Here is a 22,460-nt window from a genome sequence, read left to right on the forward strand (position 1 = left end):
CCTCCGACCCCCACCATGTCAAGGTGGTGCTCTAACCAACTGAGCTAAGAACGCATCATGCTGTCTGAGTGACAGCGGGGACGAATATTAACGACAGCCCTGGCGGCTTGCAAGCAGAAATCGCTATTTTCGGTGCGACTGCTGCGCAACTGTGCGAAGCGCAGCATTTTTAAACATCCGGTTTAAATGAAGATGTTAGCGGGCCGCGCGTGCCAGCAGCTGCGCTTCAGGCTGGCGCTGCAACCGCAGAATACGCCAGACCATCATAATCGCGCTGGAGGTCAGGCCAATAATAAAGCCTGTCCAGAAGCCCGCCGGGCCCATCGGCGCCACCACCCAGTCCGTTAATGCCAGAATGTAACCGCTGGGCAGGCCCAGCACCCAGTAAGCGATAAAAGTGATAAAAAAGATGGCGCGCGTATCTTTATAGCCGCGCAGAATGCCGCTGCCGATAACCTGAATCGAATCGGAAAACTGATAAATTGCGGCCAGCAGCATCAGCTGAGCCGCCAGCGCCACCACGGCCGGATTCTGATTATAAAGCAGCGCGATTTGCTCGCGAAATACCACCGTGAACAGCGCCGTCAGCAGCGACAGCGACATGCCCACGCCCTGCGCCGTCCATGCCGCTACGCGAGCGCCTTCGGTCGAGCCCTGACCAAGCCGGAAACCCACGCGGATAGTGGTGGCTGCGCCAAGAGAAAGCGGCAGTACAAACATCAGCGAGCTGAAGTTCAGCGCTATCTGGTGACCCGCCACCTCGACGATGCCCATCGGCGACACCAGCAGCGCGACGACGGCGAACAGCGTCACCTCAAAGAACAGCGCCAGCGCGACGGGAAGGCCGAGTTTAAAGAGGCGGGAAAGCGCTTTCGCATCGGGCGGACTGAACCGATCCGCCAGGCGGATATCGCGCATGGAAGAGGCGCGCGAAACCCATATTTTCATCGCGATAAACATTACCCAGTACACGGACGCCGTCGCCACGCCGCAGCCGACGCCGCCAAGCGCGGGCATCCCGAAATGGCCGTAGATAAAAATATAGTTAACCGGAATATTCACCAGCAGCCCGAGAAAACCCATCACCATGCCCGGCTTGGTTTTGGCGAGGCCTTCGCACTGGTTGCGCGCGGTCTGGAAAAAAAGATAACCCGGCGCTCCCCACAGCAGCGCATGAAGATAGCCTACGGCTTTATCCGCCATCACGGGATCGATATTTTGCATAGAACGGATAACATAGCCGGCGTTATACAGCACAACCATAACCAGCAGGGAAGCGAAGGCGGCCAGCCAGTACCCCTGACGAACCTGGAAAGCGATACGATCGCGGCGGCCCGAGCCGTTGTACTGCGCCACAACCGGCGTGAGCGAAAGCAGCAAACCGTGGCCGAACAGAATGGCGGGCAGCCAGATAGATGTGCCGACCGCAACGGCAGCCATATCCGTTGCGCTGACGTCGCCGGCCATCACCGTATCCACAAAGCCCATAGCGGTTTGCGCAACCTGCGCAAAAATTACCGGAATTGCCAGCGCCAGCAATTGACGCGCCTCGGTCAGATACTTCTGCACATATACACCTGTTTTTTAACTGAAGGGAGAAAGACTATTTGGTATAGTTTTAAGATCAGACAAGAATAGCGAAAAATCCACCGAGGTCATAATTATGTTTACCGGTATTGTGCAGGGCACCGCAGAGGTGTTGGCAATTGAAGAGAAACCGAATTTTCGCACGCATATCGTCCGCCTGCCGGACGAGCTGCTGCCGGGACTGGAGCTGGGCGCTTCCGTATCTCACAATGGCTGTTGCCTGACGGTGACCGGGGTTGACGGCAACCGCGTCAGTTTTGACCTGGTAAAAGAGACGCTGCGTATTACCAACCTGGGGGATTTAAAGCCCGGCGATATTGTTAACGTAGAGCGCGCGGCGAAATTCAGCGATGAAATCGGCGGCCATTTAATGTCCGGTCATATTATGACTACCGCCGAAATCTGCAAAATCCTGACGTCTGAAAATAACCGCGAAATATGGTTTAAGCCGCAGGACAGCGAGCAGATGAAATATATTTTGCACAAAGGCTTTATTGGGATTGACGGCATCAGCCTGACGGTTGGCGAAGTCACCAAAAGCAAATTCTGCGTGCATCTGATCCCGGAAACGCTGGCAAGAACCACGCTGGGCGGCAAGCGGCTGGGCGACAGAGTGAATATTGAAATCGATCCGCATACCCAGGCGATTGTGGAAACCGTTGAGCGCGTGCTGGCGCAGCGTGAAGCGGCGCTGCTGGCGGCGGCCGCTGCGGAAATTCAGCCGGAAGAGTAATAAACAAGGTCGGCTTAGTGGCCGACCTTGTCCGCTAGTGCGGCACCCGCAATCCGCCCTCTTTACCGTGGGTAAAGACCACCTGCCAGAGCTGAATATCCCGCGCGCGGAAAGCGCCCGCACAGGCGTTAAGGTAGTAGCTGAACATGCGCTTAAAGCGTTCGCCATATTTATCCGCCAGCTGCGGCCACGCGGCTAAAAAACGCTGGTGCCAGGCCATCAGCGTCAGATCGTAATCCGCCCCAAAGTTGTGCCAGTCTTCCATTACAAAATGCGGTTCGTGCGCCTCGGCAATATGGCGTACGGAAGGCAGGCAGCCGTTAGGGAAAATATATTTATCGATCCACGGATCGACATTATCGTCCGTTTTGTTCGCACCAATGGTATGCAGCAAAAAGATGCCGTCCGGCTTCAGATTGCGATCGACCACGTTAAAGTAAGTGGCGTAATTTTTTGGCCCGACGTGCTCAAACATACCAACGGAAACGATGCGGTCAAACTGCTGATCGAGGTCACGGTAATCCTGTAGCAGGATGGTGACGTCCAGCCCTTCACCACGTTGCTGCGCCAGCTTCTGCTGCTCGGCGGAGATCGTCACGCCAGTCACCTTGACGTTGTAATGCCGCGCCGCATAAGCCGCCAGCCCGCCCCAGCCGCAGCCGATATCAAGCAGCGACATACCGGGTTCCAGCTGAAGTTTCTCGCAGATCATTTTTAATTTAGCCTGCTGCGCCTGCTCCAGCGTTTCCGCCTCTTTCCAGTAGCCGCAGGAGTATTGCATGTAGGGGTCAAGCATCAGCGTAAAAAGGTCATTACCAAGGTCATAATGCTCTTTGCCGACAATCCAGGCGCGCTTGCGGGATTGCAGGTTGGTGAGGCGCGCGGCGGCGATGCGCAGCGTATCTTTAAAATGGCGAGGAAGCTGCTGATCCAGCTTAGCCAGCAGCACGCGGTGAAAAAACATATCCAGCTGCTCGCACTCCCACCAGCCGTCCATATAGCTTTCGCCCAGGCCCAGCGACCCTTCCTGCATCACGCGTTTAAAAAAATCGGGATGGGTCACCTGAATATCCCAGGGACGGGTGCCGTTAATTTCGATATCCGCGTTGCGTAACATTTCCTGGGCGATTCGATACCACTGATTTTCTTCCAGGCTCACTTCTTCTATACACGATGAACTCATAGCTTCTCCATCACCCTTCGTGATTGAAACCTGAGAAAAAGAATCATCAATTTCCACAGGGTTTGAGAAAACGCACGCTTAGCCGTGCGCCTGATATCCGGCGTTACAGAGGATTGAACTGAAACCTACAGAATGAGGGTGACGCCTGCCACAAAAGAGAACACCCGGACAACCCTGTCAGGAATCAAAAAAATGATACAAAGTTGTTATGAATTATTGCCTGAAATTGAGTATATGCTCACCTCAGGCAATATTCAACGCCTTATCGTTAGGACGCTAACTAAATAGATTCAGCCAGTTAACGACGGCTCTGAGCGTGGGTCAGGGGAGCGTTGGCTAACGTCGTCCTTTGTAAAATATAGCCAATAATTGTCAAAAACACAGTACTGAGCATGACCAGCGACGTGGTGGCGAGCGGGTTAGCAATAAAACCGGAAACAATCATGCTGGCGACGAAGCAGAGACCAAGCTGCAGCGTGTTTTGCAGCGCGGCTGCTTTACCGCTGGCCTGCGGAAAAGGCAGCAGCGCATTCGCCACCACAATCGGATAGATAGCGCCGTTGGCCAGCGCCATACCGCAAAACGGCAGCAGCAGCGCCCAGGTCGAAGGCGTTTCCACCTGTGCGGCGATGAAAAACGCGCCCACGCTGAGGGCATACAGCGTCAGCAGCCAGGGCAGCAGCGAAGCGCCTTCGGTCTGCTTCAGCAGCGCCCGACAGCCGTAGCCGCCGGCGAGAAAGGCCAGCGTCTGCGGCACGTAGCTAAGGCCGATATCGCCCGGCGACATGCCCAGTTCGGCCAGAATAAATGGCGAACCGGTCAGCCAGGCGAAAAAGCTGGCGGAGCAGGCGGCGTAAATCAGCACGTTGCCGCTCCAGATCGGCGACTTCAGCAGCGTGAAGAAACCCACTTTCGCCTCTTCCTTATGCTCTTTTGGAGCAGGCGTCGACAGAAAAAGCGTGGCGACCAGCAGGATCAGGGCCAGCAGCAGCAGCGCCAGGAAAATCGACCGCCAGGCAAAGTGGTTCAGCAGCCAGGCACCCAGCAGCGGGGCCAACGCCGGCGACAGCGCCACCAGCGGCATAATAGTGGCAAACACCCGGTTGGCCTGCGCGCCGGAATAGCGATCGATCACCAGCGCCTGCCAGCTGACGGCGGCGGCGCAAATGCCTACCGCCTGTAAAAAGCGCAGCGTCAGCAGCATGGTGGTGGATTCCGCCCACCACATTGCGCCGCAGCTGACGGCAAACAGCCCCAGCCCCATCAACAGCACCGGCTTGCGGCCAATGCGGTCGGAAAGCGGCCCCCAGAACAGCTGCGCGCTGGCAAACCCGGCCAGGAACAGGCTGAGGCTGGCGCTGATGACGCCCGCTTCGGTTTGCAAATCCTGCTGCATCGCCGTAAAGGCGGGCAGATACATATCGGTGGCAAGAAAACCTGCAACGCTGAGCAGCGCGAGGTAAAGTAAAAATCCTTTCGACGGCATGAGATTTTGCTCTTTTTTATCAGGTGAATAGCGGACGGCAGTGTAAAAGAGTGCGATAGCGGTTGTGAAACGGTAATATTTGCGTCTTGCGTTCAAAAATTTTGCAGGAAGAATATGTGGTCAGAACACTCGCTTGAGGTGATTGATGCGGTCGCCCGAACCGGCAGCTTTACCGCCGCCGCGGCGGAGCTGCATCGCGTTCCGTCCGCCATCAGCTATACCGTGCGCCAGCTGGAAGAGTGGCTGGCGGTGCCGCTGTTCGAACGGCGTCACCGGGACGTGGTCTTAACGGCGGCGGGCGAGGTCTTTATCCAGGAAGGGCGGAGTGTTATCAAAAAAATGCTTGCCACGCGACGCCAGTGTCAGCAGGTCGCTAACGGCTGGCGCGGCCAGCTGAATATCGCCGTCGATCGTATTGTTAAAACCGCGCGTACGCGCCAGCTAGTGGTGGATTTTTACCGACATTTTCCCGATATGGAACTGCATCTTTCGCCGGAAGTATTCAACGGCGTATGGGATGCGCTGGCCGACGGCCGGGTCGACGTGGCGATAGGCGCGACGCAGGCTATTCCGGTCGGCGGACGCTTCGCTTTTCGCAATATGGGAATGCTCAACTGGCGCTGCGTGGTGAAGGCGGATCATCCGCTTGCGCAACACCGGGAGAAGGTTAGCGAGGAGGCGATCCGGGAGTGGCCTTCGCTGGTGCTGGAAGATACCTCGCGCGCGCTGCCGAAAAGAACCACCTGGACGCTGGATAATCAGCGACGGCTGGTCGCGCCGGACTGGGAGAGCGCGTTTGATTGCCTGCTGGCCGGGCTGTGTGTCGGCATGGTGCCGGGGCATCTTGCGCAACCGCTGCTGCAAAACGGCTCGCTGTGCGAACTGAGGCTGGATCCGCCTTTTCCGGATAGCCCCTGCTGCGTCAGCTGGTCGGAACAGCAGGCGTCGCCAGCGCTGCGCTGGCTGCTGGATTATTTAGGCGAAACGGAAACGCTGAACTGCGAATGGCTGCGGGAGGCGTAAAAGACGGGCGGCAGATGGCCGCCCGTGCGCTTAGCGACGGTAGTCGAGGAAAGGGCCGTCCGCTACGGAGCGACGTTCAATCAGCGTCGGATGCACTTCAATCGTCTGCGGCTCTTCGCGTTTGCTGGTAATACGATCGAGCAGCATATTGAAGGCCGTTGCGCCCAGACGCTCTTTCGGCTGGTGGACGGTGGTCAGCGCGGGGGTAAAGTAGCGCGAGTTGCGCACGTTATCATACCCGATCACCGAAATATCCTGCGGTACGCGCAGGCCCATCTCGTCTGCGGCGCAAATCGCGCCCATCGCCATCACGTCGCCGCCGCAGAATACCGCGGTAGGACGCTGTTTTTGCGCCAGCAGCTGCTGCATGGCGCGATAGCCCGATTCCGGCTCAAAATCGCCCTGAACCAGCCACTCTTCGCGCAGCGTAATCCCCGCTTCGTTCAGCGCCTTGAGGAAGCCGGCATGACGACCGCCGCCGGTATTGCGCTCCATATGGCCCGGGATCACGCCGATATCGCGGTGGCCGCGATCGATCAGATAGCGGCCTGCCAGATAACCGCCTTCAAAAGCGTTATCGAGAATAGTGTCGGTAAAATCGCCGCGCGACTCGCCCCAGTCCATGACGACCATCGGGATGTTGCGGTGATCTTCCAGCATCTTAATCAGCTCATCCGGGTACTCGGCGCACATAACCAGCAGGCCATCGACGCGTTTTTGCGCCATCATCGACAGATAGGCCTGCTGCTTTTCCAGTTCGTTATGCGCGTTGCCCAAAATCAGCGTATAGCCTTTGGCAAAACAGCTGTGTTCGACCGCCTCAATAATTTCGGCGAAATAGGGCGCCTCGCTGGAGGTCGCCAGCAGGCCAATGGTTTTGGTGTTATTGACCTTCAGGCTGCGGGCCACGGCGCTGGGCGAATAGTGCAGCGCTTTGATCGCTGCCCAGACGGCTTCCCGCGTGTCTTCAGCGACAAAGCGGGTTTTATTAATGACGTGGGACACCGTGGTGGTTGAGACACCGGCGCGTTTGGCCACATCTTTTATGGTTGCCATGGAAAAAGACTCCTGCGCTGTTCAATAAGTCACTGAAAAGCGGTTTGTTAAACGATTGCCTGGAATGATGATAATCCTGATATAAGTTGCGCATAATTTGTTGCGGAATGGTTATACCAGGAGGGAGTTCAGGGTGGCGAAACAGACTTGAGCAGAGCGTCATGTCGGCTAAATGCCTGTTGCGCAACAAACCGTGGATTCTAACAAGAGCAGGCGCAGAACACGAGGGTTTTAGGGCAACAGGCGAACATTTTGCGCAAATAAGAGTAAACCGGCCCGGATCGTTTGCGCGATTCGGGCCTCCAGCCTGCTGAGTGGGCTAGCGGATAGTTTTCGGCGTCATGACGCGGCGAGCGCCGACGTAGTGCTGCTCCCAGTAATCTTCGCTGAGCATACTCACCTGTATATCCTTGCCGGTACGCGGCGACTGGATAAACTTGCCGTTGCCCAGGTAAACGCCAACGTGATCCGCCGAGGCGCGGCCGTTGATGCTGAAAAATACCAGATCGCCTTTTTCCAGCTCGTTGCGCTTGATCGAAGCCGCATCCCGCAGATGGTACATTTCGTTAGCGGTGCGAGGGATCTTAAACTTCACCAGATCTTTATAGGCATACCAGACCAGACCGCTACAGTCGAAACCGGTCTTGGGCGAGGTGCCGCCCCAGAGATAGGGCTTGCCCAGCTGGTTCATCAGCTTGCTCATCGCCGTTTCGCGGGCTTTCTGATAGCGGGCGCGATGCGCTTTGCTGAGCTTAAGCGGGGCCGAGGCCGAGCCGCTGGTTAAGGCTTCCGTCTCTTCGTTGCGCAAGCGATGACGACCATAGCGTTTCTTGGGCGGCAGCGCAGCGGCGACGGTCTGCGTTTTTTTGCGCAGCTTAAACTTTTTAGCAAGGGGCGAACGGCTTTTGGTTGGGCTGGCTTCTTTTACTTTACGTGTAGAGGTTTTCACCGGGCGGCGCTTGCGGCGATCGTCTTCACGAGCAGGCGTGGCGCTGTCTGCTTTGTGGTGGTCCGCTTTAACGGCAGCGTGTGGCGATGCGTGCGCCACAGACATAAACAGCTGGGCAAAGGCCAGCATCAGCAACGTGATGAGTAAACGCATCTTTACCATTAACAGTTTGTGCTCCCGCCAGTGGCAAGAGCATGGCTAAATAAGGAGATCTGCGCCTGGGCAGTCAGTCAGGACGATTCTAATCGAACTCTTTACTAAAAAGTAAGGCCTTTTTTGTTTCAATCGTCGCAAAGCGGTAAAAGCTGTAAAATTTAGCCTGTTCAAACATTTATCTGCGCAAATTTGCCGCTGATATTTACAGTTAACGCAGCACCGCCGGACCGAAAATGGTATTTTAACATTTTGTTTTCCGACCGTAGCGTCAGTGGGCGACTGAAAATGACATTTTCATCACGCTCGCAGACTCGCTACACTATACAGACACGAAGTAGCCGATTGAGGAAGGCATTTATGAGCACCATTGAGAAGATTGAGCGCCAGATCGCAGAAAACCCGATTCTGCTGTATATGAAAGGTTCCCCAAAACTGCCAAGCTGCGGCTTTTCCGCGCAGGCCGTACAGGCGCTGTCCGCCTGCGGCGAGCGTTTCGCCTATGTCGATATCCTGCAGAATCCGGAAATTCGCGCTGAGCTGCCTAAATACGCCAACTGGCCGACTTTTCCACAGCTGTGGGTAGACGGCGAGCTGGTCGGCGGCTGCGACATCATTATTCAGATGTTTCAGGCGGGTGAACTGCAGCAGCTGATTAAAGAGACGGCGCAGAAATATCCTTCCGACGCAACAGAATAAAACGTTGCGCTAAGCGAAGAGACTATCGGACAGGCCTGACAATGCGTCAGGCCTGTTTTTTTTAGTCGAGGTTCGCCGTTTCCGCCAGCGGCCAGCCGCCCAGACGTTTCCAGCGATTAACCAGCTCACAGAACAGATCGGCCGTCTGCACGGTATCATACAGCGCGGAATGCGCCTGCGAACTGTCGAAAGGCATTCCGGCGGCCGTACAGGCTTTCGCCAGCACCGTTTGCCCCAGCACCAGGCCGCTCAGCGCGGCGGTATCAAAGGTGACAAACGGGTGGAAAGGATTACGCTTCAGCCCGGCTCTTTCCGCCGCGGCATTCATAAAATTCAGATCGAAAGTGGCGTTATGAGCCACCATGACGGCACGATTGCAGCCCTGATCTTTGATACCTTTGCGCACGGCTTTAAAGATGGCGTGCAGCGCTTCGTACTCGCTGACCGCGCCGCGCAGCGGATTGGCAGGATCGATGCCGTTAAAGGCCAGCGCTTCGGGTTGCAGAACCGACCCTTCGAACGGCTCAACGTGAAAATGGAGCGTTTCGTCTTTCTCCAGCCAGCCATCGTCGTTCATTTTCAGCGTGACGGCGGCCACTTCCAGTAAGGCGTTGGTTTTGGCGTCGAAACCGGCGGTTTCAACATCGATCACTACCGGATAAAAACCGCGAAAACGGCTGCTGAGGGCGTTAAGTTCGTTCGATTCGGACATCAGGATCTCACAGGCGAAAATTGAGCGCGTATTATGGCAAATTTCGGCATGGGTTGCAGCAGGGGAAGGGGAAAGAAGGGTGCCGGGAAGGCACCCCGACGCGTTACGCGCCCAGGCCGTGGCCCGCGTGTTTGTTTTCGATCAGTTCGATTTTATAGCCGTCCGGATCTTCCACAAAGGCGATAATGGTGGTGCCGCCTTTAACCGGGCCGGCTTCACGAGTTACGTTGCCGCCTTCGTTGCGGATACGATCGCAGGTAGCCGCCACGTCGTCCACGCCCAGCGCGATATGGCCGTAGGCATCGCCCAGGTCATATTTATCCACGCCCCAGTTATAGGTCAGCTCAATCACCGCGCCTTCGCTCTCTTCGGTATAGCCTACGAAAGCCAGCGTGTATTTATATTCGGTGTTTTCACTGGTGCGCAGCAGGCGCATGCCCAGAACTTTAGTATAGAAATCAACGGAGCGTTGCAGATCGCCAACGCGCAGCATGGTGTGAAGTAAGCGCATAACATCCTCTTTGAACAAACGTTATCATCCGATAACAAGCATAGCCTGAATTCCTGCCGTTACGGGAACCAGCAGGCATTCCCGGCGGTAAAACGGCCTTCAGGCCGTTTTACCCGCGTGAGAGAATAGCAGCTATAGCCTGGCGGAAACCAGGAAATGCGTGCTTTCTCGCGCCGTCAGACGTCGGACGGCGATAAAACCCGCAGGCGCTTACAGGAACGGATAGTCCGTGTAGCCTTCCGCGCCGCCGCCGTAAAAGAGTTCCGGGCGTTGCTCGTTCAGCGGCGCGTTCTGCCGCAGGCGCTCGACCAGATCCGGATTGGCGATGTAGTCGCGGCCAAAGGCTACGGCGTCGATCAGGCCTTGTTCAATCAGCGCTTCCGCTTTCTCAGCGCTGTAGCCGCCTGCGCCCACAATCACGCCGGGATAAGCGGCGCGGATCGCCTCGCGGAAGGCATCGCTGTAAGGCTTGCCGCCCGCCCAGTCCGGTTCTGAAATATGCAGATAGGCCAGATTGCGCTTCGCCAGCTCGCCGATGTAGTAAAGCGCGGCGGCTTCCTGATCTTCGCCGTTATCCAGACCGTTAAACGGCCCGAGCGGCGAAATACGAATGCCGATCCGGTCGGCGCGCCAGCCGTCAATGGCCGCATCCACCACTTCCAGCGCAAAGCGCGTGCGATTTTCCACGCTGCCGCCGTAGGCATCCGTGCGCTGGTTAGACGCGGGCGAAATAAACTGATGCATCAGGTAACCATGCGCGGAATGCAGCTCCACCAGGTCAAAATCCGCTTCGCGCGCGTTGATTGTGGCCTGACGGAAATCGTTGATCACGTCGTCGATCTCATCCAGACGCAGCTCGCGCGGCGTGGAGGTCGCTTCACGGATTGTCCGGCCCTGGTCATCGCGCAGAGAGGTGCGGGTTTCGGCATTGATGGCGGAAGCCGACACGGGCGCTTTACCTTCCGGTTGCAGGCTGCTGTGGGAAATACGTCCGGTATGCCACAGCTGCACCGAACTGTGGCCGCCTTCCTGATGGATGCCGGCGTTAATCGCTTTCCACGCGGCGATCTGCTCGGCGGTATGCAGGCCGGGCGCGCCGGCATAGCCTTTTGCCTGGAAGGAAATCTGCGTGGCTTCGGTGATCACCAGCCCGGCGCTGGCGCGCTGGCGGTAGTATTCACCCATCAGCGGCGTAGGAATATCGCCCGGTTCGATGCTGCGCAGGCGCGTCAGCGGCGCCATAAAGATGCGGTTAGGCACCACAATCGCGCCAAGTTTTAAAGGGGTAAAAAGTTTTTTCAGCTGCATTTATCGCTCCTGGGAAACCGGCTGCCAACCGCCGATACGGCGGTGGCAAAGCCAAAATTTTCAGTGACTATTGAGCGTAGTAGAGAAATTGCCGCTACCTGCAACGGTACGGCACGATCGGATCATATCCAGCGCGGGCTGGTACTCTTTGGTTTCAATATTCATCATTCCCAGCAGCGTATGGAAAACGTTGTCCTGCGACACCGCCGCGCCGGAAGCCTGCCGCAGGCAGGTACTATTGATGCCAAAGGCGCTGGCGTAGCCGTCAGAAAGCCACAGCAGAAAGGGAATATGCGTCTGCTGAGTGGGCGCAATCAGATAAGGCGCGCCGTGCAGATACATCCCGCGTTCGCCCAGCGATTCACCGTGATCGGAAAGATAAATCAGCGCGACGTTGTAGCGGCTGCTGTAGGTCTTCAGCAGGCCGATGGTGTCATCCAGCATTGAATCGGTATAGACGAGCGTATTGTCATAGGTATTGACCAGCGCCTGGCTGTCACAGTCCTGGATCTGGTTACTGTCGCAGGTCGGAGTAAAGGGCCTCTTGTCTGCCGGATAGCGCCGGTAGTAAGCCGGGCCGTGGCTGCCCATCTGATGCAGCACAACTACCGTGTCGTTTTTCATGCTGTCCAGATAGCGATCCAGCCGCCACAGCAGCACGTCGTCAAGGCAGTAATCGTCACGGCAAAAGTTCTTCAGCTGCCAGCGCGTCATGTCGGTATGCGGCACGCGGTCACAGGCGCCCTTACAGCCGCCGTCGTTTTCCCGCCACAGCACGCTGACGCCCGCATGGGCCATTACGTCCAGTAGCCCTTCCTGATGGCGCGCCAGGCTGGCATCGTAATGCTCGCGCAGCATATTGGAAAACATACAGGGTACGGAAATGGCCGTTTCCGTTCCGCACGAAGTGGCGTTGGGATAATAGATGACGTTATCTTTTGCCAGCTTCGGATTAGTGTTGCGCACATAGCCGCCGAGTGAAAAATTTTCCGCCCGCGCCGTTTCGCCCAGCACAAACACCACCAGCGTTTTTTTCTGCTGCGCTAAAATCTGCGGGCCTTTGCGTGCATCCTGGCCGATGCTAATCAGCGTGCGATCGCCGTCAAACCAGCGATTATCAATATAGTGGCCAATGCCGCTGACGATATTGACCGGCGTAATCATCTTCACCAGGCCTTTATTGTTACGGATAAGCGAGGCGTAATCTTTATAAAACAGCGCGGCGACCAGCAGGATCGCCAGCAGCGCCGCCAGGGCCGTGCCGGTGCGAAAAGCGATATTCATCCACCATGGACGCCGCGTTACAATCCTGACCCGCCAGATAAGCAGCGCGGGTAGCAGGCCCAGCAGAAGCAGCCAGAGGATATAGCGCAGGCTGAACAGGGCGGTCGCTTCCTGCAGATCCGTTTCAAACACGTTCTGGATCATATTGGTGTCGATAACGGTGCCAAAGCTGTAAATAAAATAGTTGGCCGCCGCGCTGACGATAGCCAGAAAAATTAACAGGGGTTTTCTGATCCACGGCAGGGCGGCCACGCTAAAAATAAACAGAAATCCGCAGAACAGCACCAGCGGCATGGTGGCAGCGAAAAAATAATCCTTCAGCTCGCTGTAAGGGATACGCTCCCACGCGTGAAAAAAGAACAGCGCATTCGGGATAAGCGTAAAAAACAAGGCGGCATAAAAGTTAAAACTGATTTCATTGCAGCGTAAAGCAGTCAGCTTCATAAAGGTTCATCAGCAGTAAGCGGTGAATGAGCATAGCTTTGTTAGCACAATTAAACATTAACTGACACTAAACGATGTTGAAAGACTAACATTAATATTACATTTAAATTTTCCCTGCATAAGGAGCGACGTTGGCCGAACAACTGGAGTTTTTCCCCGTTCCCAGCCCGTGCCGGGGGATCTGTCAGAGCGACGATCGCGGCTACTGCCGTGGCTGCCTGCGTAGCCGCGAGGAGCGCTTTAACTGGATGAAGTTCAGCGATGCGCAAAAACGCGAGGTGCTGCGGCTTTGTCGTTTGCGGCGGCAGCGACTGTTGCGCGCCGGTAAACCCGCCGAGCCGGACGAACCGGAACAGCCTTCTTTGTTTTAGTAGACAGATTCTTATGTAGTTCTGCAAATAGCGGCCAGGCTTATAGCTTCCACAGCAAAATGTGAGGAAGTGTAATGAGACGTATAAACCTGCTTATGGTATCGCTGGCCTTTTGTGGCCTGGCCCAGGCCGCCAGCGAAAAAGTCGATATCAGGCTTGCCACCCCTGAAGGCGCAGGCGACAGTATTGGCCAGGTAACGATAGCAGAAACGGCCTATGGCCTGAGCTTTACGCCGCAGCTGAAAGAGCTGCCGCCGGGTATTCACGGTTTCCATGTGCACGCCAACGGCAGCTGCGATCCAAAAACCACCGACGGGAAAGCGGTTGCCGCAGGCGCGGCGGGCGGCCATCTCGATCCGCAAAAAACCGGCAAGCATCTGGGACCGTGGCAGGATGGTCACCTGGGCGATTTACCGGCCCTTTATGTGAGCGCCGACGGCACGGCTACCTATCCGGTGCTGGCGCCGCGCATTAAAAAACTGTCGGATATTAAAGGCAAAGCGCTGATGGTGCATGCCGGCGGCGATAACCATGCCGATCATCCTGCGCCGCTGGGCGGCGGAGGCGGCCGTTTCGCCTGCGGGGTGATCTAACCAAACCGCCGCCGCTCGTCGCGGCGGCAGGTTTATTGCCTAACGCAGCACGCTAATATGATCGACTTCGATTTCGGTATGCCCGCCATTTTTATCCACGTCGCCGACCACGCGCACGGTTTTGCCAATTGCTAGGTGATTGTCTTCCCACTCGTCATCATCAATGTCAATGCGGATTTTTCCGGTGCTGTCCTGCAGCCAGTAAAGATCGTCGTCGCCTGCATGTCCGGTGATTTTGCCTGTCAGCACCACGCGAGTATCATCGCGCAGCGTTTTCGCCTCTTTAACCGTGACGGTTTTTGCCGCATGAGCATAAGCCGGCAGAGAACAGGCGAGCAGAAGAACGGTAGCCAGAATTTTTTTCATCATGATCCCTCATTCGTTAAACTCCATGTAAGCGTGGCCCAGTATAAATGAAAAATTCGGTGTTATGTCAATGTCGAAGCCTGCTGCAGCTGTGAGAGCGAGCAGTAAAGCCGCCAGGCAATACCCGCCAGTTCCGTTTCGCTTTTTGTTTTGCCCGCCGCCAGCAGATCCAGATTTTCCTGCAGTTCCTTTAACGTCTCTTCCAGCGCGTGCTGCTGTACGCCTTTACCGCTGATAATACGATGCAGATTGCTCAGCATGGCGTCCCGCACCGCCAGCAGTGCGGGCGAATCACACTGCCAGTCGCGCAGCTGCCAGACAATGTGCGAACAGTTCAGCAACACCACGCCCCAGCGCAGCAGCCACAGCCTGGCCGGCTCGTCACGGCTGGCGTTCAGCTGGTTGACCCGATAGTAAATCAGCGACTCAAAGCGGCTCTGGCTAAGGTGCGGCCTGCGGCTGAGCTGATCGAGAAACTCGCGGCGCAGCGCCCGGATATGGCGGCGGCTGCGCCGCTTGTCGGAACTGGGCCGCAAAATAAGAAAAGCCAGCCACGCAAGCAGCACGCCGCACACCTTGGCGATATTATTGTTAATAAAGCTTTGATAGTCATAGGTGGGCGGATTGGTAACGGCAAGAAACGAGCCGCCAAACACAATCAGCTGGCCCCACAGCGCGGCGCGCTTTTTCTGCTGCACCTTGAAAAGCTGTAGCGTGACCAGCAGCGGAAACAGCAGCAGCAAAAACTGCCACAGCACGCTGATTTGCACCATCAGGCCGAACTTGATGATAAAGCTGAACACGGAAAGCAGCAGCAGCGTTTTCAGCAGCAGCGACACGCTGCTGACGGGCGAAGGCACGGAGGAGTAGAGCACGCAGCTGATGGCGGCCAGCGTTAACGCTGCCGAGCCCGCATCCCACTGGGTGGCGATGGTAAAAGCGCAGCCCAGCACGATCACGCTAAAGGTGCGCAGGGCGCTCCAGCTGGCTTCCGCGCTGTCGCTGTGCCTGGCGAGCGCCGGGGCGGCGGGCGGTGCGAGGCGGGTATCGTCGTCGGCCTGTTCAAACAGCCGCAGCCAGCGGCGGATATTCAGCCACAGCCAGCAGAAATAGCGCAGACGATGCCAGAAAGCCTGATAGCGATAGTCGCTTTGATCCTGCGGCGCGGCGCTGGCGAGCAGTCGCGCCAGACGATATTTATCGCAGTCGGCGCTCGCCAGCTCATCCAGCAGCTGCTGTACAACGGTATAGAGGCCTTCCGGCGCGTCGGGCCAGTTCAGCAGCATTCGGCGCAGGCTGGAGATCACGCTGGTGAGGCGCAGCTGCTGATGCAGGATATAGTTCAGCACGTTGTTTTGCCGACGAAAGCGATAATGGCTCCAGAACGCCTGAATACGCAGCAGATTAAGCGTGAGGATCTGCCCAATAACGTTTTCATGCGCGCTACGCACATTATCGGTGCTTTCGCGTTGCAGCAGCAGTCGTCCATGATCCAGCAGGCGAAGATGCATCTCTTTCAGCGAGTTAATCAACGTCTCGCCGTCCGAGGTGCTGGGCAGGATCATCATCATCAGGCCGCCGCACAGGATGCCGGTAATCACTTCGCAAACGCGCGCCTGGGTAATCTCCCACAGATCGCCGATTTCCGTAATATTAACCGTGGTAAACACAATAATGGCGGCGGTGTAGCCCGCCAGGGAAAACGCATAGGCAACGTTATTTTGATAATGGTTCTGGATCCAGGTGCAGAGCGCCAGCCAGCCCGCGATAGCCAGCGCAAACAGCCAGGGTTCGTTCAGCGTATAGCCCGCGATCAGCAGCGCCGCGCCCGCGCCCAGCAGGCTGCCCGCAATCCTGCCCAAACTTTTGCTGATTACGCCGCCGACGGTCGGAAAACTCACCACAGCGGCGGAAGTCATCGCCCAGTAAGGCTCGTCCAGCGCCAGCGCATAGGCGATGCTCAGCGCCAGACACATCGCGAGGGCATTGCGCAACGCGTAGCGCCACTGGCCTCGGGTCGCTTTGATCCACGGCAGGTTTTGCCACTCCAGCCACTGCCAGTTCATGGCGCAACGGTGATGGTGCAGGTGGTGCCCGCTACCAGCGGCAAATCTTTTGGCCACGCGGCCAGGCGAATACGCACCGGCACGCGCTGCGCAAGGCGCACCCAGGGCACGTTCGGTTTGATATCGGGAATGAGTGAGCTGTCGCTTTCCACGCTTTGATCGTAAATAGCGCGGCCAATGCTTTCGACCTCGCCGTGCAGCACGCGGTTATCGCTGTAAAGCCGCACGGTCGCGCGATAGCCGGGACGAATATGGCGCAGCTTGGTCTCTTCAAAATAGCCCATCACATAAAAAGAGTGGCTGTCGACCAGCGCGAAGACCGGCGTTCCGCTGGTGGCATAGTTACCGGGCCGCACCACCAGATTGCTGATCCAGCCGTCGGTTGGCGCGGCGATTTGCGTCTGGGTCAGGTTCCAGCGCGCCTGTTCCAGCTGCGCCTGAGCGGCCTTTGCCGCCGCCGCCAGCGACTTCGCGTTCAGCTCGGCCGCATCCAAATCTTCTGCGGAAATCACGTTGCGTGGCAGACTCTGACGCCGCCGCGACTCATGCTGAGCCTTCAGCAGATCGGCCTGTGCCTTCGTCAGCTGCGCCTCGGCGTTCAGCACCGCGATGCGATAAGGCTCGGCGTCCAGCGTCAGCAGCGGCGTGCCTTTGGTCACGAACTGGTTATCTTTTACCAGCAGCGTTTCAATGCGCCCGGAAACCTGCGGCGTGATATTAACCAGCTCGGCGCGCACCTTACCGTCCCGCGTCCACGGTGACTGCATATAAAAATTCCATAGCCACCAGCCTGCGCAAAGCGCGGCGGCGAAGAAGATCAGCGTTGAAAAATATTTTAGCGAGTTGAATTTCATACGAATGCCATCAGTAGCCACAGCGAAGCGCTGACGCAGAGAATAAACAGGGAAAGGTCGAGCAGGGTGGGATGCCAAATCTCGCCGGAATAGATCCAGCTGCGCAACACGGGGTGGATCAGCAGCCAGAGGAAAAACCCGGCCAGCACGGCTTTAAACAGCGGCGGAAAATAGAGCGACGCGCCGAAAACCAGGTCGGTTAGCGGCGAAACAGCCGCCGTAAAAGCATTGTTCACTTAAAGCACTCCTTGTTACCCAGGTCACAGCATAGCTGTAGATTGGCATTACGCTTAATGTGAATGATATTTGTATTCTGTCCTGTAAACTCGCAGAATAGCCTGGAATGAGGCTTGATAGCTAGCAAGCTAATTATAAGGAGAGGAAATTGGATACCCCATTAGGAACGGATCTCGCAAGACTGGTGCGCATCTGGCGATCGCTGATCGACCAGCGCCTGAAACCCCTGGAGCTGACGCAGACGCACTGGGTCACGCTGCACAATATTCATCAGCTGCCGCCGGAGCAGTCGCAGATCCAGCTGGCCAAAGCCATCGGCATTGAACAGCCTTCGCTGGTGCGCACGCTGGATCAGCTGGAAGAAAAAGGGCTGATTACCCGCACCACCTGCGCCAGCGATCGTCGCGCCAAGCGCATCAAGCTGACCGAGGAAGCGGCGCCGATCATTAGCGAAGTCGAGCATGTTATCGACGCCACGCGGGATGATATTTTGGCTGGTATCTCCCAGCAGGAGATCGACCAGCTGGTGACGCTAATCGCCAGGCTGGAAAAGAATATTCTGGATCTGCAAAACCGCGAATAAAAGAACCGGCGAGCGCCGGTTCCTTTTTTAGCGTGGCGAAACGGTAATCTGACTGCCGTTGGAAGCCAGCGCGACGCGCTGCCCTACAGCGAAACGGCTGTTGCCCTGTTTCTGCACCACCATAATGGTGTTGCCGTCATCCTTACGGATCTCCAGCTCCACGCCCTGAGTTTTGTTTATGGATCCCTGCACGCCCTGACCGCGCGTACAGTCTGTCGGAAAGGCACGTGATGGCGCTATTGATACGATGCTGGATAAAGTATTTACACGGCTGTCGCCGGGTGATACGCCCGTGCTGCACACTGACCAAGGCTGGCAGTACCAGATGACGGCTTATCAGGACAGGCTCCGGGCGGCAGGCGTGGTGCAAAGCATGTCGTGAAAGGGCAACTGCCTCGATAACGCAATAGCTGAAAGCTTTTTCGGCACGCTTAAATCCTGATGCTTCTATCTGGAAGAATTCAGCAGCATCCCTGCTCTGAAAGAGGCCATTGACGCCTGTATCCACTACTACAACCATGAACGCATCAGTTTGCGCCTCAATGGCCTCAGCCCGGTTGAGTTCCGCTTACTTCAACATTCAACAAGTGGCAGCCTGATCGCAGAGAACACGAGACGAAGGCTGAATGTAGTCGGGGAAATGCGTGTTTTATTGACCTGTCTCAATAAAATATCAAACAACATCTCATCATGAAAGATTGGACAGAGGATAATCGCCCATTCAACTAATAAGGGAATTTATTCAATGGCTATTCCGGTTTACCTATGGCTCGAAGATGACAGTGGATCTTCAATAAAGGGCAGTGTCGATGTGAATGGTCGGGAAGGAAGCATAGAAGTTAGTGAACTAATGCACTCTGTAGAACAGCCTACTGATTTTCTGACTGGGAAAGCGACTGCAAAGCGTTTACATAGCTCATATGCTTTCATGAAAGGCATCGATAGCTCATCATCTTATCTTTACAAAGCATTGTCTACAGGTCAGCCCCTAAAAAGGGCTGTATTTAAGTTCTATCGCATCAACCACAACGGATTCGAGGAAGAGTACTTCAGGACCACGCTGGAGAGCGTGAAAGTAACAGAAATAGAACCGCTCATGATGGATATAAACAATCCTCAATGGGAAAGGCATGACCATCTTGAATACGTTGATTTAGCTTATGAGAAGATCACATGGCATTATCTTGATGGCAATATTATTCATTCTGACTTATGGAAAGGACGGGCTGCATAATGGCGTGGATATATGATGTAAAAACACACACTTTTACCCGTAACGGTGAAACTTATACCGCTGACTATGCCGGAGCGACTGGATATAAAAATGATAGCTCTCAAGAATGTGTGAGCGGGAAAGGCCCTCTTCCCAGAGGGACTTATACAATCGGCTTCCCCCACAATTCCCCTCATACGGGGAAATATACGCTAAACCTTACCCCTAACCTGAGTAATGCAATGTGCGGACGCTCAGCCTTTCGCATACATGGCGCGAGCAAGAGGCATCCACTGGACTCATCCGAAGGATGTATTATCGCCCCCATCAGCGTCAGAAAGAGCATTTGGGCAAGTGGTGAAAGGGAGTTAAAGGTGAAATGAAAAATATTGCCCTTGCCCTTGCTGTAATGGCTTCTCCTGCTGCTATGTCTATGCAAATGGAGGGGTTTGGTGCTAACTATTACCAGGATGATGCATCCGTTCCTGAATACAATACTAATAAGGATTTATCGCCTCACGTTATTGTTGGCGACAACGTGTTTGTTATGGAATACAGCCTCCTTGCAGACATAGCGAAAAGTACTGACGTAACCATCAACAAAGGAGATCAAGCCTCATGGCTTTGCCTGAACTCAAAAGGCGTGAACTATTGGTTTATTTCTGATAACGAGATGGGGCAAGGCAATTTAACATCTATAGCAGTAGCCAGAAATGAGAGGACGAAAGGATGTTATTCTTATTCAGATGATTTAAGCGTAACAATCAAGGGGATTCCTTTATTGAATATGACATTGAAAAACATTTCATCATCATTTTCTGAAACTTCAGATGCAAAAGTGTTTAGATATTGCAATGACACCAAGATTTATGGTGATTTCACACAGATGAACTGCCTTCAGTACAATCTTAAAGACAAGAATGTAGAGGGTGTAATAATTAGTCAAATTACGACTAACTGAACTTGCATAGGATTATTAAGTCCAAAACTGCCTGTGCGCAACTTTGTAGAGGATTACTGGAACATGTAAGCGATGTGGTTCTGGTTGTTCTATGAAGTCCCCTGAACATCTGTTTATGGTCAGGGGACTGCTCATAAAAAAACTGTGTCTAACATTACGGGGGTGCAGTCCACTGAATGGGCTTTATCCGCACTCTGATGATCCGGCGATTGCCGGTTCCTCGGTTAGCGTGGCGAAACGGTGATCTGGCTGCCGTTGGAAGCCAGCGCGACGCGCTGTCCTACAGCGAAACGGCTGTTGCCCTGTTTCTGCACCACCATAATGGTGTTGCCGTCATCCTTACGGATCTCCAGCTCCACGCCCTGAGTTTTGTTTATGGATCCCTGTACGCCCTGACCGGCCACGCCGCCGGCAATTGCGCCTGCCGCCGTTGCCAGGCTGCGGCCCGTGCCGCCGCCAACGGTATTACCCAGGAAGCCGCCGAGCACCGCGCCGCCGAGCGCGCCGATCACATTGCTGTCGTCGCCGCCCTGGATCTGGACGGGACGGACGCCAACCAGCGTGCCGTAAGTGACGCTCTGCACCTGTTTCGCTTCCGAGGCGGTGTAAACGTCGCCGGAAAGCGAGCTGTCATTGGCGCAGCCTGCTAAAGTCACACCGGTCAGTGCTACGATCATCATGCGCTTCAACATCATCAAACTCCTTTCTTTTCCATGTGCTGCAGTCAATTGCGCAGCGATCAATAACCTAATTATACGGTACAGGCAATGCCTGCTGTGTGGTTACGTCAAAAAATTGCTTTAAGCATAGCGCAGTGCGGGTAAACCTGAAATCAATGCCGGCGCGGAAAGCGCAGTAAAAAGTCTGTCATCATGTAAAAATGCACAGTTAATCATAGAATTGCTGCACCGTTTTTGCGACGCTGTACCCAGGTTTGATATTCCCACAGCGGGTAAGGGACTTTGATGAGATCGGGACGTTATATAGGCGTAATGTCAGGAACCAGTCTGGACGGCGTGGACGTGGTGCTGGCCGCAATTGACCCGCAGATGGTGGCGCAGCAGGCCAGCTACTGCCATCCCATGCCGCTGGCGCTGCGCCAGGAGATCCTGGCGGTCAGCCAGGGGCAGTCGCTGACGCTTTCCCGGCTGGGGCAGCTGGATACGCGGCTGGGCCGGCTGTTTGCCGAAGCGGTACAGGCATTGATCGAGCGCGAAGGGCTGGAGAAAGAGGATATCGCCGCCATCGGCTGCCACGGGCAGACCGTCTGGCACGAGCCGCTGGGCGACGCGCCTAATACGCTGCAAATCGGCGACAATAACCAGATAGCCGCGCTGACCGGCATTACGGTGGTGGGGGATTTTCGCCGCCGGGATATGGCGTTAGGCGGACAGGGCGCGCCGCTGGTGCCCGCTTTTCATCAGGCAGTGTTGATGCATCCTGAAGAGCGGCGGATGGTGCTGAATATCGGCGGCATTGCCAACCTCTCGCTGCTGCTCCCCGGCCAGCCGGTGGGCGGCTACGATACCGGGCCGGGCAATATGCTGCTGGACGCGTGGATCTGGCGTCACCAGGGTCAGCCCTACGATCGGGACGGCGCCTGGGGCAGCAGCGGCCAGGTAGTGTATCCTTTATTGCAGCAAATGCTGGCGGATCCCTGGTTTGCGCTGGCCGCGCCCAAGTCTACCGGCAGAGAATATTTCAATCCGGCCTGGATCGACCGGCAGCTGGTTAACTTCCCCGGTCTGCCGCCGCAGGACGTGCAGGCCACGCTGGTGGAGCTGACCGCATCCACTATTGCGCAGCAGGTGATGCTGAGCGGCGGCTGCGAGCGGCTGCTGGTGTGCGGTGGCGGCGGAAAAAACCCGCTGCTGATGGCGCGGTTGAAAGCGCTGCTGCCGGGCATTGAAGTCAACGCCACCGATGAGGTCGGCATTCGCGGTGACGATATGGAAGCGCTAGCTTTCGCCTGGCTGGCCTGCCGTACGCTCTCATCGCAGCCGGGTAATCTGCCTTCCGTGACCGGCGCGCGCGAAGCCTCCGTGATCGGTGCAATCTTTCCCGCTAATGTTCAGCGCTGCCGCTGAG

The 22,460-nt window shown here is 55.9% G+C and carries 24 protein-coding genes and 2 pseudogenes; 11 read left to right on the forward strand and 15 right to left on the reverse strand.

Features of this window, described 5'->3' with window-relative positions:
• Positions 1 to 195 precede the first annotated feature (195 nt).
• Complete coding sequence (locus QCD69_RS19405) at positions 196 to 1,569, reverse strand: MATE family efflux transporter (RefSeq protein ID WP_253454445.1); 1,374 nt, start codon at positions 1,567 to 1,569, stop codon at positions 196 to 198.
• Positions 1,570 to 1,663: 94 nt separating this feature from the next.
• On the opposite strand from QCD69_RS19405, the gene QCD69_RS19410 reads away from it, so the two are divergent.
• Positions 1,664 to 2,320: a riboflavin synthase subunit alpha gene (locus tag QCD69_RS19410; RefSeq protein WP_301253218.1), complete on the forward strand. Its 657-nt coding sequence runs from the start codon at positions 1,664 to 1,666 to the stop codon at positions 2,318 to 2,320.
• Between the two features lie 34 nt (positions 2,321 to 2,354).
• Here the strand turns inward: QCD69_RS19410 and cfa are convergent, their stop codons facing one another.
• Both cfa and punC read right to left on the reverse strand, forming a co-directional pair.
• On the reverse strand, positions 2,355 to 3,503 hold the full coding sequence (gene cfa, locus QCD69_RS19415; RefSeq protein ID WP_301253219.1) for a cyclopropane fatty acyl phospholipid synthase: 1,149 nt from the start codon (positions 3,501 to 3,503) through the stop codon (positions 2,355 to 2,357).
• Positions 3,504 to 3,801: 298 nt separating this feature from the next.
• Positions 3,802 to 4,989, reverse strand: coding sequence for a purine nucleoside transporter PunC (punC, locus tag QCD69_RS19420; protein WP_253454442.1), 1,188 nt, complete (start codon positions 4,987 to 4,989; stop codon positions 3,802 to 3,804).
• A gap of 114 nt (positions 4,990 to 5,103) precedes the next feature.
• Between punC and punR the strand changes: the two genes are divergently transcribed.
• Entirely contained in the window at positions 5,104 to 6,012 is a 909-nt protein-coding gene (gene punR / locus QCD69_RS19425) for a DNA-binding transcriptional activator PunR (protein WP_301253221.1), read from the forward strand.
• A gap of 30 nt (positions 6,013 to 6,042) precedes the next feature.
• On the opposite strand, the gene purR is transcribed toward punR, so the two are convergent.
• On the reverse strand, positions 6,043 to 7,068 hold the full coding sequence (gene purR / locus QCD69_RS19430) for an HTH-type transcriptional repressor PurR (protein WP_253454440.1): 1,026 nt from the start codon (positions 7,066 to 7,068) through the stop codon (positions 6,043 to 6,045).
• A gap of 319 nt (positions 7,069 to 7,387) precedes the next feature.
• Complete coding sequence (locus QCD69_RS19435; protein ID WP_301253223.1) at positions 7,388 to 8,170, reverse strand: C40 family peptidase; 783 nt, start codon at positions 8,168 to 8,170, stop codon at positions 7,388 to 7,390.
• 360 nt (positions 8,171 to 8,530) lie between these two features.
• Here QCD69_RS19435 and QCD69_RS19440 point away from each other — a divergent pair, with 360 nt between their 5' ends.
• Entirely contained in the window at positions 8,531 to 8,869 is a 339-nt protein-coding gene (locus QCD69_RS19440; RefSeq protein WP_253454438.1) for a Grx4 family monothiol glutaredoxin, read from the forward strand.
• A gap of 61 nt (positions 8,870 to 8,930) precedes the next feature.
• Here QCD69_RS19440 and rnt read toward each other — a convergent pair whose 3' ends face one another.
• The 4 genes from rnt to eptA all read right to left on the reverse strand — a co-directional run bounded on the left by rnt (position 8,931) and on the right by eptA (position 13,128).
• Positions 8,931 to 9,581 carry a ribonuclease T gene (gene rnt, locus QCD69_RS19445; protein ID WP_253454437.1) on the reverse strand — a complete coding sequence of 217 codons (651 nt, stop codon included), beginning with the start codon at positions 9,579 to 9,581 and terminating at the stop codon, positions 8,931 to 8,933.
• 103 nt (positions 9,582 to 9,684) lie between these two features.
• Positions 9,685 to 10,092, reverse strand: a complete 408-nt coding sequence (gene gloA / locus QCD69_RS19450) for a lactoylglutathione lyase (RefSeq protein WP_253454436.1) — start codon at positions 10,090 to 10,092, stop codon at positions 9,685 to 9,687.
• A 210-nt stretch (positions 10,093 to 10,302) separates the two neighbouring features.
• Positions 10,303 to 11,400, reverse strand: a complete 1,098-nt coding sequence (locus tag QCD69_RS19455; protein WP_253454435.1) for an alkene reductase — start codon at positions 11,398 to 11,400, stop codon at positions 10,303 to 10,305.
• A gap of 60 nt (positions 11,401 to 11,460) precedes the next feature.
• Positions 11,461 to 13,128, reverse strand: a complete 1,668-nt coding sequence (gene eptA, locus QCD69_RS19460; protein ID WP_301253225.1) for a phosphoethanolamine transferase EptA — start codon at positions 13,126 to 13,128, stop codon at positions 11,461 to 11,463.
• A gap of 131 nt (positions 13,129 to 13,259) precedes the next feature.
• Here eptA and QCD69_RS19465 point away from each other — a divergent pair, with 131 nt between their 5' ends.
• Together QCD69_RS19465 and sodC are read left to right on the forward strand one after the other, a co-directional pair.
• A complete protein-coding gene (locus QCD69_RS19465) occupies positions 13,260 to 13,499 on the forward strand; it encodes a DUF1289 domain-containing protein (RefSeq protein ID WP_125289792.1) in 240 nt (79 codons plus the stop codon).
• 74 nt (positions 13,500 to 13,573) lie between these two features.
• Entirely contained in the window at positions 13,574 to 14,092 is a 519-nt protein-coding gene (gene sodC / locus QCD69_RS19470; protein WP_301253226.1) for a superoxide dismutase [Cu-Zn] SodC, read from the forward strand.
• 39 nt (positions 14,093 to 14,131) lie between these two features.
• Here sodC and QCD69_RS19475 read toward each other — a convergent pair whose 3' ends face one another.
• From QCD69_RS19475 to QCD69_RS19490, 4 genes are read right to left on the reverse strand one after another with little or no spacing between them, the layout of a single operon-like run.
• Entirely contained in the window at positions 14,132 to 14,461 is a 330-nt protein-coding gene (locus QCD69_RS19475; RefSeq protein ID WP_301253228.1) for a NirD/YgiW/YdeI family stress tolerance protein, read from the reverse strand.
• 59 nt (positions 14,462 to 14,520) lie between these two features.
• Positions 14,521 to 16,524 (reverse strand): FUSC family protein, encoded by a 2,004-nt coding sequence (locus QCD69_RS19480; RefSeq protein WP_253454430.1) that lies wholly within the window; start codon positions 16,522 to 16,524, stop codon positions 14,521 to 14,523.
• On the reverse strand, positions 16,521 to 17,378 hold the full coding sequence (locus tag QCD69_RS19485) for an efflux RND transporter periplasmic adaptor subunit (RefSeq protein ID WP_253454429.1): 858 nt from the start codon (positions 17,376 to 17,378) through the stop codon (positions 16,521 to 16,523). The genes QCD69_RS19480 and QCD69_RS19485 overlap by 4 nt, the downstream gene beginning before the upstream one ends.
• Positions 17,375 to 17,614 carry a DUF1656 domain-containing protein gene (locus tag QCD69_RS19490; protein WP_253454428.1) on the reverse strand — a complete coding sequence of 80 codons (240 nt, stop codon included), beginning with the start codon at positions 17,612 to 17,614 and terminating at the stop codon, positions 17,375 to 17,377. The genes QCD69_RS19485 and QCD69_RS19490 overlap by 4 nt, the downstream gene beginning before the upstream one ends.
• A 149-nt stretch (positions 17,615 to 17,763) precedes the next feature.
• On the opposite strand from QCD69_RS19490, the gene slyA reads away from it, so the two are divergent.
• Positions 17,764 to 18,198 carry a transcriptional regulator SlyA gene (gene slyA / locus QCD69_RS19495; protein WP_253454427.1) on the forward strand — a complete coding sequence of 145 codons (435 nt, stop codon included), beginning with the start codon at positions 17,764 to 17,766 and terminating at the stop codon, positions 18,196 to 18,198.
• A gap of 27 nt (positions 18,199 to 18,225) precedes the next feature.
• On the opposite strand, the pseudogene slyB (QCD69_RS19500) reads toward slyA, so the two are convergent.
• A pseudogene (gene slyB, locus QCD69_RS19500) lies at positions 18,226 to 18,399 on the reverse strand (outer membrane lipoprotein SlyB); the annotation flags it as partial.
• A 2-nt stretch (positions 18,400 to 18,401) separates the two neighbouring features.
• On the opposite strand from slyB (QCD69_RS19500), the pseudogene QCD69_RS19505 reads away from it, so the two are divergent.
• The 4 genes and pseudogenes from QCD69_RS19505 to QCD69_RS19520 form a co-directional block, all read left to right on the forward strand.
• Positions 18,402 to 18,766, forward strand: a pseudogene (locus QCD69_RS19505) (transposase); the annotation flags it as partial.
• 177 nt (positions 18,767 to 18,943) lie between these two features.
• Positions 18,944 to 19,432: a type VI secretion system tube protein TssD gene (tssD, locus tag QCD69_RS19510; protein ID WP_301253231.1), complete on the forward strand. Its 489-nt coding sequence runs from the start codon at positions 18,944 to 18,946 to the stop codon at positions 19,430 to 19,432.
• Positions 19,432 to 19,794 (forward strand): tlde1 domain-containing protein, encoded by a 363-nt coding sequence (locus QCD69_RS19515; protein WP_301253233.1) that lies wholly within the window; start codon positions 19,432 to 19,434, stop codon positions 19,792 to 19,794. Before tssD ends, QCD69_RS19515 begins: the two co-directional genes overlap by 1 nt.
• Positions 19,791 to 20,372, forward strand: a complete 582-nt coding sequence (locus QCD69_RS19520; RefSeq protein ID WP_301253235.1) for a hypothetical protein — start codon at positions 19,791 to 19,793, stop codon at positions 20,370 to 20,372. Before QCD69_RS19515 ends, QCD69_RS19520 begins: the two co-directional genes overlap by 4 nt.
• Positions 20,373 to 20,596: 224 nt before the next feature.
• Here QCD69_RS19520 and slyB (QCD69_RS19525) read toward each other — a convergent pair whose 3' ends face one another.
• The gene (gene slyB, locus QCD69_RS19525; protein WP_253461006.1) at positions 20,597 to 21,064 is read right to left on the reverse strand and encodes an outer membrane lipoprotein SlyB; all 468 of its coding nucleotides are present in this window, start codon (positions 21,062 to 21,064) and stop codon (positions 20,597 to 20,599) included.
• Between the two features lie 273 nt (positions 21,065 to 21,337).
• Here slyB (QCD69_RS19525) and anmK point away from each other — a divergent pair, with 273 nt between their 5' ends.
• Positions 21,338 to 22,459, forward strand: a complete 1,122-nt coding sequence (gene anmK / locus QCD69_RS19530) for an anhydro-N-acetylmuramic acid kinase (protein WP_301253237.1) — start codon at positions 21,338 to 21,340, stop codon at positions 22,457 to 22,459.
• Position 22,460 lies beyond the last annotated feature (1 nt).

The organism is Erwinia sp. PsM31 (assembly GCF_030433775.1).
In the GTDB taxonomy this organism is placed as follows: domain Bacteria; phylum Pseudomonadota; class Gammaproteobacteria; order Enterobacterales; family Enterobacteriaceae; genus Erwinia; species Erwinia aeris.

Coding starts and splice junctions, on each gene's coding strand:
- QCD69_RS19410 (WP_301253218.1), top strand. CDS start 1,664: ATGTTTACCGGTATTGTGCAGGGCACCGCAGAGGTGTTGGCAATTGAA.
- cfa (WP_301253219.1), bottom strand. CDS start 3,503: ATGAGTTCATCGTGTATAGAAGAAGTGAGCCTGGAAGAAAATCAGTGG.
- punC (WP_253454442.1), bottom strand. CDS start 4,989: ATGCCGTCGAAAGGATTTTTACTTTACCTCGCGCTGCTCAGCGTTGCA.
- punR (WP_301253221.1), top strand. CDS start 5,104: ATGTGGTCAGAACACTCGCTTGAGGTGATTGATGCGGTCGCCCGAACC.
- purR (WP_253454440.1), bottom strand. CDS start 7,068: ATGGCAACCATAAAAGATGTGGCCAAACGCGCCGGTGTCTCAACCACC.
- QCD69_RS19435 (WP_301253223.1), bottom strand. CDS start 8,170: ATGCGTTTACTCATCACGTTGCTGATGCTGGCCTTTGCCCAGCTGTTT.
- QCD69_RS19440 (WP_253454438.1), top strand. CDS start 8,531: ATGAGCACCATTGAGAAGATTGAGCGCCAGATCGCAGAAAACCCGATT.
- rnt (WP_253454437.1), bottom strand. CDS start 9,581: ATGTCCGAATCGAACGAACTTAACGCCCTCAGCAGCCGTTTTCGCGGT.
- gloA (WP_253454436.1), bottom strand. CDS start 10,092: ATGCGCTTACTTCACACCATGCTGCGCGTTGGCGATCTGCAACGCTCC.
- QCD69_RS19455 (WP_253454435.1), bottom strand. CDS start 11,400: ATGCAGCTGAAAAAACTTTTTACCCCTTTAAAACTTGGCGCGATTGTG.
- eptA (WP_301253225.1), bottom strand. CDS start 13,128: ATGAAGCTGACTGCTTTACGCTGCAATGAAATCAGTTTTAACTTTTAT.
- sodC (WP_301253226.1), top strand. CDS start 13,574: ATGAGACGTATAAACCTGCTTATGGTATCGCTGGCCTTTTGTGGCCTG.
- QCD69_RS19475 (WP_301253228.1), bottom strand. CDS start 14,461: ATGATGAAAAAAATTCTGGCTACCGTTCTTCTGCTCGCCTGTTCTCTG.
- QCD69_RS19480 (WP_253454430.1), bottom strand. CDS start 16,524: ATGAACTGGCAGTGGCTGGAGTGGCAAAACCTGCCGTGGATCAAAGCG.
- QCD69_RS19485 (WP_253454429.1), bottom strand. CDS start 17,378: ATGAAATTCAACTCGCTAAAATATTTTTCAACGCTGATCTTCTTCGCC.
- tssD (WP_301253231.1), top strand. CDS start 18,944: ATGGCTATTCCGGTTTACCTATGGCTCGAAGATGACAGTGGATCTTCA.
- QCD69_RS19515 (WP_301253233.1), top strand. CDS start 19,432: ATGGCGTGGATATATGATGTAAAAACACACACTTTTACCCGTAACGGT.
- QCD69_RS19520 (WP_301253235.1), top strand. CDS start 19,791: ATGAAAAATATTGCCCTTGCCCTTGCTGTAATGGCTTCTCCTGCTGCT.
- slyB (WP_253461006.1), bottom strand. CDS start 21,064: ATGTTGAAGCGCATGATGATCGTAGCACTGACCGGTGTGACTTTAGCA.
- anmK (WP_301253237.1), top strand. CDS start 21,338: ATGAGATCGGGACGTTATATAGGCGTAATGTCAGGAACCAGTCTGGAC.